Genomic DNA, 12,226 nt, shown 5'->3' on the forward strand with positions numbered 1-12,226 from the left:
GAAGGAAGGCGGGGTGTTTCCGTAGCAGTCCCGACGGTGCGGCTCCGGCCGCGCGAGTGGCCGGATTATCGAGCGCGCGGGCAGCCCGGCGACGCGGTCGTATCCGAACCGGACTCGATCGCGCTACGGGCGCCTGGATCAGTGGAGCGGTCCTCGAAAGCGACAGCGTTGGCGATCTTTGAGGAAGATGCGCTGGTGAGCTGCGCGTAGGGGCCGAGGCGATGATCGGCCCGCCGCGCAGACGAGCATGCCAGCAGCCTCACGCCATCGCCATAGGCCAGACCAAGGCTGTCTCAAACGAAGCACATCACAACGTCACATGCCTGCATGACAAAGGCACCGTGGCGAAATCCGTCCCGTGCCCCATGAAAGGCGTCGTTTCTTACCGCCGGCCCGTCGCAGTGTCCGCCGGCGGATCTGCTGACGCATCTGCCGGTAAACCTGCCGGTGCGGTCACGGACGTTCGTCCGCGCCTGCACCGCCGCGACCGGGCCGGGTTCATGGGCACCGTCGACGCCGCCAGTGACATCGCCCTAGAATCCCCACTCGCACTCGCGCAAAGAACGTCCTCGACCGTCATCCGGCCACCCGGGACGACTTCCGCACGGCGATCACCACCCGTGCCCGCCCCTGGTGCCATCCAGTCAGGAGGCAGCGATGCGAGCCACGTTCCCCCTCACCACACCACACCACCTCGACAACGAGCCCGAGGCCGAGGCTCTGCTCGCGCAGGCTCCGGTCGTCCTCGCGGCGATGGGTCCGACAGACGTCTGGCTCGCCCTTTCCTACAAGGCGGTGCGCCAGGTCCTGAGCGACAGCCGGTTCAGCCGGGAGGCGGCCACACTTCCGGGCAGCCCGCTGAAACTGTCCGTCGCCGCCGACCCGTTACTGGTCTCCAGCCTGGACGGCGAGCGCCACGGCCGCCTGCGCAAGCTGATGTCGCAGGCGTTCAGCCCACGCATGGTCGATCAGCTCGAGCCACGCGTGCAGTCCATCGTGGATTCCCTGCTCGACTCCCTCGATCCCACCGCGGATCTTGTGGCAGGTCTCTGCGCTCCGCTGCCGTTGATGGTCATCTGCGAGCTGCTCGGCGTGCCCTACTCCGAGGCGGAGGCCATCCGCAGGTGGACCAGGCGGCTGTTCGTCACGAACATCACTCCGGACGAACTGCGGGCGGCGCAGGGCGAGATGCAGGACTGGCTCGCCGATCTGGTGCGTGAGAAGCGGGCGAATCCCGACAACGGGTTGATCTCGGCGCTGGCCGCCGCCAACGACGAGGGCGACCACCTCACCGAACCCGAGCTGCTGGCCAACCTCGAGGGCCTGCTGATCGCCGGCCACGAGACGACGGTCAACCAGTTGGGCAACTCGTTGCTGACCCTGCTGCGCCACCCGGACCAACTCGCGCTGCTGCGGTCGTCACCGGACCTGATCGGACCGGCGGTCGACGAGCTACTGCGCTACAGCAGGCTTTTCACCTCGGCCGAGGTCCGCGTCACGACCGAGCCCGTCGAACTGGACGGCATCGAACTGGGAGCCGGCGAACCGGTCCTGCCGGTCATCGTCGCGGCCAACCGCGACCCCGGTGTGTACCCGGATCCCGGCCGCTTCGACATCACGCGCGAAGGACCGGCAGCCCACCTCGCCTTCGGGCACGGCCCGCACTTCTGCCTCGGCGCGATATTGGCCCGCCGGGAGATGCGGGTGGCGATCGGGTCCGTGGTGAAACGCTATCCGGACCTGCGCCTCGCCGTTGACGAGTCCGAACTCACCTACGTCCCGGAACTCGTCTTCCGCGGCCTCCAGGCGCTGCCGGTCACCTGGTGATCCGTGGTCTCTGAAACCAGCAGTCTTCCGGCTCGGGAGTGATTGACGGCTCACACCGCGATTCGGACGGTGACCGAGTCGCGGTGGTCGGGATGTCCCGCAGGCTTCCCATGCGCCGAATCCAGCGACCTTCAGACGGCATGACTCCGGTGGGTGTGCACCAAAGCCCAGCGGGTCTGTCGGTCCAGGACATACCCTGCACTGGTCCGGCAATCGCACGGGCAGCGAAGGGTGGGGAAGCGTTGCGGGTCCTGTGCGTACACGGAATGGCGCAGCAGTTGCGCGGCAAGGAGGATCTGCTCGCCGAGTGGCTCCCGGCCCTCAGGGACGGACTGGACCGCGCGGGTGTCGCGGGGCTGCTCGCGGACGGCGATGTCGGAATGGCTTTCTACGGCGACCTCTTTCGCCCGCCCGGGGAAGTCCTGGCGGTCGGAGAGAGGGTTTACCGCGCCGGTGACGTGGCCGAGGGTTTCGAGAGCGAACTCCTTGCGGCCTGGTGGGCGGCCGCCGCCGAGACCGATCCGTCCGTGGTCGCCCCCGGAGCCGACACTCTGGTCCGGACCCCGCGTACGGCCCAGACCGCGCTGCGCGCCCTGAGCGCCTCACCCTTCATGGCCGGGCTGGCCCTGCGGACCATGGTCGGCGACCTGAAACAGGTCAGCGGCTACCTGCTGGATCCTGTCACCCGTCTCAAGACACGCCGACGCGTCTCGGAACTGCTGACCGGGGAGGTCGAGGTCGTGGTGGCGCATTCGCTGGGTTCCGTGGTGGCCTACGAGGCCCTGTGCGCCGTCCGGCTGCGTCATCGCGTGCGCGCCTTCGTCACGGTGGGATCGCCCCTGGGGATCCGGAACCTCATCTTCGACCGGCTGCGCCCCTCCCCCGGCGCGGACGGCATCGGCGCCTGGCCGGGGGACGACAACCTCATCTGGACAAACCTGGCCGACGCCGCCGATGTCGTCGCGCTGGAGAAGGACCTGGGTCCGCGGTTCGGGCGGGTCCGCAACATCCGCACCCACAACGGTGCGCACGCCCACGACATCCGGCCGTACCTGACGGAGCGTCGGACGGGCGAGGCCATCGCGGCCGGCTTGCGGTGACCGCTTGATGGCCCGTCTCGGCCCGGGCCCCGGCCCTGGACCCGCCGCCGGCCGGCGTCTGCTGATCGCCGCCGCTGTTGCCCGCCACCTCCGGGCCCCGGAACTCGACAAGCCGACCCTCGTAGGCGCCCGCTCCGACATCATCGACCTGTTCACCCGCACCCTCGGGTACACCCTTCTGCCGGAGCCGGGCATCGACCCCTCCGAGGCGGACCTCACGCAACGAATGCGGGCCCTGTGCCGGCAGCGGATCCGGCCCGACGACCACCTCGTGATGTATCTCAGCTGCCATGGCCAGATCCTGGAGAACGGCCGCCACGTCCTGATGGCCGCGGACGCGGACCCCGACGACGAAGCCTTCCTGCTGCCGACGGTCCGGCTGGCCGAAGCCATGCTGCTGGACACCCCCTTACGTCGCCTGCTCCTCGTCCTCGACACCTGCTACTCGGGCCAGGGAGGCAACCAGGCCGCAGCCGCCGCGCTCAGCAGCATGGAACGCGACTGGACCGGGCCGTCAGACTCCGGCCTGGTCGTCGTCGCCGCAACGCGCCCATTCGAACAGGCACATCCCGGCGCCCTCCCCCGGCTGCTCGCCGAGGCCGTCGACGCCCCTTCCACGGCCGGGCGGATTCCGGCTGCTCTGGACCTGGGAGCCGTGGTCGGCGCCATGAACGCCAACCCCGCACGCCCCGCTCATCAGCACATCGGCTGGACCGCCATCGGCCTGAACGGACCGGTCCCCGCCTTCCTGCCCAACCCCCGGCACCGCCCGGACGAAGCCGGCCTCGACCTACGGTTCCAGGGCGCTCTCAGCTGGGAGTCCGAAGCGGACCGGCGCGAGGCGGAGTTCCGTACGCGTTTCCTCCCGAGCGCCAAGGGCACGCTCCCTGACGACGACGGCGTGCCGGCCGCGGACAACGCCCCAGGACCGGCAGCGGACAACGGAGCCTGGTGGTTCACCGGCCGGCACGCAGCACTCACCGATGTCTCGCGCTGGCTCGCCTCCCCTTCCCCGGCACAGCCCGCCCTCGTCGTCACCGCCGGCCCGGGCGTGGGCAAGACCGCGCTCCTCGGCCTCGTGGCCGCCCTCGCGGAACCCGCACGTCGAAGGTCCGTTCCCGTCGACGGCATCGGTCTGCCCGCTGGCGCCCTGCCGCCGTCCGGAGCGGTCGACATCGCCGTCTACGCCGGCGGCCTGACCGTCGCACAGATCCGCGTCGGCATCGCAGCCGCCCTGGGCACCGCCGAGAACGACACCACCGGACTGATCGCCGCGCTGCGCGCCCGCCTGCACCGCACCGAACGTCCCTTCACCCTGCTCATCGACGCCCTGGACGAGGCCGCCGACCCCCACGAGCTGATCACCTTCCTGCTGCGCCCCCTCCTTGCCGCGGGAACCGACGGCCACGGCCCGCCGGTACGGATGCTCCTGGGCACCCGCCCGCACCTGCTGCCCCTTCTCGAACCGGGTGGCGAACAGGCGCTCTACGGCCGCGCGACCGGCTGGCCCCGGCCCCACGTGATCGACCTGGGTGACGAGCGGTACGCCGACCCCGACGGCCTGCTCCGGTACACCATCCGGTGCCTGCTCGACGGGCACCGGGCAAGCCCGTACCGGTTGGTCCCGCCCGCCCACGCGCGGGCCGCGGCGCAGGCCGTCGTACGCGCTGCGGCCGGCTCCTTCCTCGTCGCCCGGATCGTCGCCGGAACCCTGGCTGCCCGCGACACGGCAGCCGACCCGGCCGACGCCCGCTGGGTCCGCTCCCTGCCCAGCATGGTCGGCCCCGCCATGCAGGCGGACCTCGACAGCAGACTCGGCGCGGCCGCGGGCCGCGCGGAGGACCTTCTGCGCCCGCTGGCGTACGCGCTGGGGCAGGGGCTGCCCTGGGCGGGGGTGTGGGCGTCGCTGGCCGCCAAGGTGTCCGGGCGCACGTACACGGACGCCGACCTGGAATGGCTGCAGGCACACGCGGGTGCCTACGTCGTCGAATCGCAGGAGGCGGGCCGGTCCGTGTACCGCCTGTACCACCAGGCGCTGGCCGACCACTTGCGCGGGGGCAGCGCCGACGCGCGTTCGGTGCACCGGGCGTTCGTCGAGGTCCTCAGCGACGTGCCCTACGGCGTCGACGCGACCCGCGACTGGTCCCGGGCCCACCCCTACGCACTGCGCCACCTTGGGGCGCACGCCGTGGCGTCCGGTCGGATCGACACGCTGGTGTCCGACGTCGGCTACCTGGTCCACTCCGACCCCGAGGGTCTGCTGTCGGCACTGCCGCACACGCGCACGGCATTCGGCCGCACCGTCCGGGCGGTGTACACGGCGTCCGCTGTCGCCCACCGCGGGTCCTCGCCCGCGCGCCGGCACCGACTCCTCGCCCTCGACGCCGCCCGGTACAGGGCGACCGGCCTTGCACGTGGGCTGAACGACGGGCTGGCGGTGCGCCCGCGGTGGGCGACCGGCGGCATGCTCAATCCTTTCGCGCATTCGGTGATCGCAGGCTCCTCCTCCCAGGTGGCTCACGGCGAGGTCGACGGCTCGGCGGTCCTGGTCACGGGGCTCGACACCGCGGTAGCGGTGCTCGACCTCGTGACGGGTCGGGCCAAGGCCGTCTTCACCGGTCACCGCGTTCGGTTCGGCCGCCCCGGCCCCACGGTGGCCTGCGGCACGGTCGACGGCGAGCCGGTCGGAGTGTCACGGCTACCGGGGGACGACGGCGACGAGGTCCTCGTGTGGGACTTGAGGACCGGAATTCCGCGGTGCGCGCTCGTCGGCCACCCGAGCGGCCTCTCGGCCATGACGTGCACGACGGTGGACGACGCACCGGTCGTCGTCACGGCCGTCGACGACCGGATCATGGTGTGGGACCTGCGGACAGGCAGTATGCGGGCCGAACTGGGCGACGGCGTACGCGCCGTCGCGTGCGCCGAGGTGGACGGGATCCCCGTCGCGGTGACCGCGAGTGAGCAGGTGCGCCTGTTCAACCTGCGGACCCTGGAGGAGATGCCCACGCCGATCGCCCCTCGGAGCCAGGTGGTGGACATGGCCTGCCTCGTCGTCGACGGTGTGGTGCTGCTGGTCGTAGGGGCGACCCGTGGATTCGGCGCCGCCATGAACGACGGCCGCATCTCCGTCTGGGAATTGGCCACCGGACATCAGCGTGAGACGCCCCTGCCCGCGGTGACCACCATCGACACGGTCCACTGCACCTATGCCGACGGCATCCCGGTGGCCGTGACGTCCGGCGCCGGAAACACCCTGGTGTGGGACCTGCGCGAGGGACCCGACCTTGCCGAGCCGATCGAAGGGCCGGCTTTCGACAACGCAGCCGTCGCTGTCGGGAGGATGGACGGCACGCCGGTCGCCGCCACAGTCGGCGGCGAGGACTGGGGCGACGGCATGCACATCGGGCAGGTGTTGCTGTGGAATCTGCGGGACGGCAGCAGAATCGCAGACATCCGCGGCCACTCCTGGCCGGTGCAACGGGTCGCCCTGGCCGGGGCCGGCTCCGGGACCTCACTCCTCGTGCTCACCGCAGGAAGCGGCCGCCCTTATCCCCCCGAGCCCGAGGTCCAGGTGTGGGACTCCGCCACGCGCACGGCCCGCGACCTGGTCCGGCCCGCCGAAACCACCCTCCAGGGCGTGGCGGACGTCGACGGCCGGAGCGTGGCCGTCTTCGTAGAGGAATTGCCCGATGAACGGCACCGCGCCGTTCTCCGGGACGTGACGGACGACCAGGAGGTCGGCCGTTTCGGCCTCGGCGCCGGAACAACGGCCATCGCACCGGTGACCGGCACGCCCGTGCTCCTCACCGCACGCCGCATCGAGAAGGCGAATCCGGAGACGGCTCACGCGCTGAGGGTGTGGGACCTGCGGACCCGCAGATGCCGCGCCGAGTACCGCCTGCCACGTCACGAGCACGTCTCCCACCTGGAGACCGCGCTGGTGAACGGCCGGCCTTCCGCAGTTGTGGTGTACGGGGACGGCCACTTCGCCGTCGTGGACCTCCACGACGGACGGTGCGCCGCCTCCTTCGGCACCACAGGTCCGGCGGACGTCCTGGCCTGCACGAACTCACCGCTGTATTCCCTCGCGGCCCTCGTGACAAAGACCGACCGGCAGCTGATCGAGATCCGAGACCTCCGCTCGGGAACCCTGCGTGATGCCTTTCCGACCCCTTATCCGGTCACAGCTTTGGCGTTCGACGCCGAGAGCCTGGTGGTCGCAGCCGACCGGGAAGTCCTCGTCCTGGACATCGACGCCGCACGGCTTCCCTGAGCACGTCGGGGACGCGGGACACCCCGGCCGGGAGGTCCCGGGCCGGGGTGCCTTGCCGGGCGCGCGATGGGCGCGCCCGGCTCGTCCGCGTCAGTGCACGTCAGTCAACGTCGGATCGCATCGGATCGCGTCAGGCGTGCGCGGCCGCCGCGAAGGCGAACCAGTTGAGGCGGGTGGGGGCGGAGGGGGTCAGGAAGATGTCGTGGACGCCGGCGATCTTGCCCGCGATCTGGGCGGTGAAGGTGTCGTAGAGGACGTTGTTGCCCGAGGTGGCGGCCTGGACGGTGGCCAGGAGCGTGCCGCCGGAGGCGGTGGTGGGGGCGTCGGCCCAGATCTGGACGGTGAGGTTACGGGTGGTGTCGTCGGGGGCGAGGCGGATCTCGGCGCGGTCCGGGCCGGTGTGCCCGAAGTCGACGTTGCGGTAGGTCCAGGTGCTGCCGGCCGGCATGGGGATCTGCAGGCCGAACTGGTTGCCGCCGAAGCCCCAGGTGGTGGCGGCGGCCTTGTCGCCGGTCGTCGCGTCGTAGTTCTCCGCCTGGATCATCGTGTAGGCGTTCTTGGGGGCCTGGTTGGTCAGCGTCAGGACGCGCCGGCCGGTGATGTCGGGGTTCCTGACCAGCGTCGCGGTGACCACCACCTCGCCGTCGCCCGTGCCGGTCGCGGTGACCAGGCCGACGGCGTCGACGGTCGCCAGCGCGGTGGGTCCGCCGTCGGTGCCGGTGACCTGCCACTTCAGTTCGGAGTCGGGGACGGTCAGGTAGGTGCCGGCCAGGTAGTAGGCGTTGGGGTTCTCGCTGAACAGGCCGGAGTACACCGCGGTCTGCTGGTTGGTGCCCTTGAACCGCTGGATGTTGTCGTTGGGGCCGAAGCCGCTGCCGGTGCGCAGGAGGATGTAGTCGACCGTCATCGCCTTCGCGCCGATGGTGACCTGGTCGGCGGCGCGCTGGTTGGTGACGAGGACCTCCCGGGTGGCCCGGCTGTCCCCGGAAGTGGCCGTCACCAGTACGGTGCCGTTGCCGCCGCCGGTGGCCTGCAGGACGCCGGTGCCGGCGTTGATCGTCGCCAGCCGGGTGGGCGAGCCGTTCGGGGCCGACACCGACCACTGCACCGGGGAGACCGAGGTGGCCGGCGTGAGCTCGGCGCTCAGGGCGAGGGTGCCGCCGCGCTCGCGGATCGAGTCGAGGGTGTCCTGCTCCGCGATGGCGATCTTCTGGGTGGTCTCCTGCGCGGTGCCGAACTTCAGCCACTCGAGCCGGGTGCCCCGGCGTTCGGCCACCACGTAGACGTCGTAGCGCGATCCGCCGGAGCGGGAGGGCGCCGAGACCTTCGCGGCCGTGTTCATCCAGCCGGGCTTGATGTAGGCGTATCTGTACGGCTGCCCGCCGGCGTCCTTGCCGTTCTGCCCGGCCGGGGAGCCGGGGTAGGGCAGGTTGCCGTACGGCTGGCCGGAGACGGCGATGGGCCCGCGGCCCAGTCCCGTGGGCAGGTTGGGGACCGGCCGGGTGTCCTGGACCGGGAACGACGCGAGCGGCGAGGCGGACTTCAGGGCCGTGGCGGGCGAGCCGGCCGGGAGGGCGTAGACCTTGACCGTCCCGGTGCGGTCGGAACCGGCGCGCAGGGTCAACCACTTCGTGCCGGCCGGCATCGCGACGTCCTTGAAGGCGATCCACGCCCCGTCGTGGCGGAACTCCACGGCCGTGTCGGAGTGGAAAGCATCGGAGGCGGAGAGCAGTTCGATGTCCGTCATCCGGCCGCCGAGGTCGCTGTAGTCGTCGAAGTCCTCGGCCAGGGCCTGCCGGTTGAGGTCGCGGTGGGCCGCGGCCCGGCCGCCGTTCGCGGTGGTCACCTGGAGGGTGACGTCCTTGCCGGCGTCGGAGGAGGACTTCGCCGCCTTGATGCGGTAGGCGCCGGGCTCGACGATGTACGCGCCGGTCTCGACGTCCCACACGCCGAGCTTGTCCTGGAGGTCGATGTCGTAGGAGAAGCGCCGCGACTCGCCGGGGGCTATGCCCCGGAGCCGGCCGAAGGCGATCAGGCGGTTGTTGGGCTGGACGATCCGCGACGCGGTGCCGGTGTACCGGCTGTAGATCTGGACGACCTCGTCGCTCACGCGCTGCCCGGTGTTGGTCAGGCGCCCGGAGACGGTGAACGTCCCCTGCGCGACCTTGGAGACCTTCAGGTCGGAGTAGGCGAAGGAGGTGTACGTCAGGCCGTATCCGAACGGGTAGAGCGCGTCCCCGGTGAAGTACTGGTAGGTGCGGCCGCCCTTGATGATGTCGTACGTCAGCAGGCCGGTGGGGACGGTGCCGTTGAGGTTGCCGAGGTTGTCGTTGCCGGCCTCGTCGTAGGCGGGCCACCGGTAGGACTCCGGCGGGTGGTCCTCGCTCGCGCCGGTCATCGACGCGATCGACTCGTACCAGGTCGCGGTGAGCCGGCCGGCCGGGGAGTACGCCGGGACGGAGCCGCCGGTGCCGAGGTGGCCCGGGTAGGCGCTGTAGGAGCCGTAGGGCTGGTAGACGTCCGCGGTGGGGGCCCAGCCGGTGGCGGGCACCGAGTACCCGTCGTCGAACAGCGCGCTGACCAGGGCGCTGCCCTCTTCCTGCCCGGAGTGGCCGATCTCGACGATCGCCTTGACCCTGGGGTTGTCGTGGACGGCCTTGTCGATGGTCATCGGGCTGCCGGTCTTCACGATCAGGACGACGTCGCGGCCCTTGGTGCCGGTCAGGTAGTCGATGTTGCGCATCTGCTGGTCGCTCAGGCCCGTGCGGTACAGGTCGACGGCCTCGCGGGCGTTCAGGTGCGGCTCGTAACCGACGACGAGGAGGACGGGGGCGTCGGCGGGGGCGCCGGCCAGCGCGGACTCGATGGCCTGCTCACTGGTCTGCACGGACTGCAGGTCGAACGTGTACTCGCCGGGCAGGGAGTCGGCCACGGTGTCGGAGCCGCTGCGGTCGAACGGGGCGGTGGCGATGTCCGGGCCGCCGGTGTGCTGCTCGTCGCGGTACGGGCCGACGTGGCCCTCGGTGGTGTCCGCGACGATCCCCCCGGCCTGCGCACCGGAGGTGATCAGGCGCAGGTAGCTGCCGTTGTTGACGTCCTCGTCGTCCTGGTCGTACGCCATCGCGCTCAGGCCGTAGCTGTTGTTGGCGCCGTCACCGGCCACCGGGCTGTACAGGCCGTACTTGCCGTCGGGGGTGGGGACGAGCCGCAGCTTCTGGTAGTTGACGTACTGCGTCGCGCCGCTCACCAGGCTGGCCTGGCCGGGCGCCGAGGTGTTGTTGACGAGCGCGCCGCCGTTCGCCGGCGAGGCCGTCACGTGCGGGACCTGCACGAAGCGGTCGTTGACCGGCGTGCGCAGCAGCTTGTCGAGGCCCCCGTAGTCGTACACCTCGAACAGCAGGTCGGTCTCGGTGCTCTGAACGGCGTTGTCGGTCTTCGGGGTTCCGGCGGCGAGGACGGGCGTGTCGGACGCGGTCGAGGAACCGGGCTCGCTGAACGCGTTGTTCGCGCTCTTGAGGTACTTGCCGTTGCTCGCCTTCAGCGCGACCGTGTCGACGGCCCGGCTGTAGTGGACGTTCCCGGCGCCGAGCTTGTTCTGCAGCGCGTCCTTCAGGGGGATCGCGTAGGCCCAGTTGCCGGTGTAGTGGTCCTTGAGGACCTCCTCGCCCATGGAACCGAGCAGGACCGCCGCCCGGGTGGCCTTGCCGCGCAGCGGGAGGGTGTCGTCGTCGTTCTTGAGCAGGACGATCTGCTCCTGGGAGGCGCGCATCGCGATCGGCCGGTTGCCCGGCAGCAGGGAGCTGCGGGTCACGGCGGTACGGGCGATGTAGGGGCTGCGGATCCGCAACTGGTCCAGGTCGCCCAGGCGCAGGCTCAGCGCCAGGCTGCGCTGCGCGTTGTCGTCGAGGTCCTGCTCGGTGAGCAGCCCGCGGGCCAGCGCGTCGTAGATCTGCGCGACCGGGTCGCCGTACGAGCGGAAGCTCCAGGACATCTGGCCGTTGCGGACGCCCTGGGCGCTGCCGCGGGAGCGGCCGGTGGGGTCGTCGGCGAAGTAGCGCTGGCTGTGCACCCACATGCTCGAGCCGCTGCCGTAGTCGTTGACGGTGCGGAACTCGTGGTGGCCGGTGCCCTCGAAGTCCGGCGTCCACTCCTGGAGCATCTCCTGGAGGAACGGGCTGACCGAGACCGGCTTGCCGTTGACGAGGTGGTAGCAGGTCATCACGCTCTTGGCGTTGCCCGAGGCGATGCACAGCCAGAAGGACTTGACGTAGTACTCCCGGGCGACGCGGGGCGGCATCACCGTGTTGGTCCACAGCCGGTTGATCTCGTTGTTGTAGCCCAGGAAGTGCTTGAGGGTGGGCAGGAACTGCTGGTAGCCGTCCGCGCTGCGCTGGTTCATCGCGCCGGTCATCGCCCGGCCGAGGGTGCCGATGAGGTGGGCGTCCTCGCCCATCGACTCGTAGGCGCGGCCCGCACGCGGGTCGCGCAGGATGTCCAGGACGGGCACCAGGCGGTTGGTGGGGCCGTTGTCGGCGAGGGACTCGGTCGCCACGATGTCGCCGATGTGCTGGAACAGGTCCTCGTCCCAGGACTGGGACATGCCCAGGGGGCTGGGGAACACGGTGGCGTGCTTGCTGTCCTTGACGCCGTGCAGGCCCTCGCCGCCGCCGCTGCGGCCGGCGTTGAGGCCGAGGCGCGGGACGGCGGACGAGACGCTGCCGGTGCTGATCGCGATCTTCTCCTCCAGCGTCAGACGCTGCATGAGGTCGCTCAGGCGCGCGCCGGCGTCGGCGGTGTCGTCGCGGAAGAGGAAGTCGACCAACGGGGCGCCGGACGGCGCGGACGACGCGGACGGGGCGGAGGCGTGGGCCGTGCCGGGCAGGCCCATGCCTGCCAGGACGCTGCCGCCGACCGCCAATCCGCCGGTTCTCAGGATCTGCCGACGTGACGGCTTGCCGCTCATGGGATCTTCCTCCAGGTACTCAAAGGGGGTTCCGGGAACTGCAAGGGGGGAGTTCTGGGG

4 protein-coding genes are annotated in these 12,226 nt (G+C 70.9%); 3 read left to right on the plus strand and 1 reads right to left on the minus strand.

The features are described from left to right. The first annotated feature begins 657 nt into the window (after window positions 1-657). The 3 genes from ITX44_RS20685 to ITX44_RS20695 all read left to right on the plus strand — a co-directional run bounded on the left by ITX44_RS20685 (window position 658) and on the right by ITX44_RS20695 (window position 7,203). Window positions 658-1,827, plus strand: coding sequence for a cytochrome P450 family protein (locus tag ITX44_RS20685; RefSeq protein ID WP_205358754.1), 1,170 nt, complete (start codon window positions 658-660; stop codon window positions 1,825-1,827). A 266-nt stretch (window positions 1,828-2,093) separates the two neighbouring features. Beyond that, a complete protein-coding gene (locus tag ITX44_RS20690) occupies window positions 2,094-2,927 on the plus strand; it encodes a lipase family protein (RefSeq protein ID WP_205358755.1) in 834 nt (277 codons plus the stop codon). A gap of 7 nt (window positions 2,928-2,934) precedes the next feature. After that, a complete protein-coding gene (locus ITX44_RS20695) occupies window positions 2,935-7,203 on the plus strand; it encodes a WD40 repeat domain-containing protein (protein ID WP_205358756.1) in 4,269 nt (1,422 codons plus the stop codon). Between the two features lie 130 nt (window positions 7,204-7,333). On the opposite strand, the gene ITX44_RS20700 is transcribed toward ITX44_RS20695, so the two are convergent. Next, window positions 7,334-12,166 (minus strand): glycoside hydrolase family 3 N-terminal domain-containing protein, encoded by a 4,833-nt coding sequence (locus tag ITX44_RS20700; RefSeq protein WP_205358757.1) that lies wholly within the window; start codon window positions 12,164-12,166, stop codon window positions 7,334-7,336. Window positions 12,167-12,226: the final 60 nt, after the last annotated feature.

Source organism: Actinacidiphila acididurans (assembly GCF_016918855.1).
Classification (GTDB): domain Bacteria; phylum Actinomycetota; class Actinomycetes; order Streptomycetales; family Streptomycetaceae; genus Actinacidiphila; species Actinacidiphila acididurans.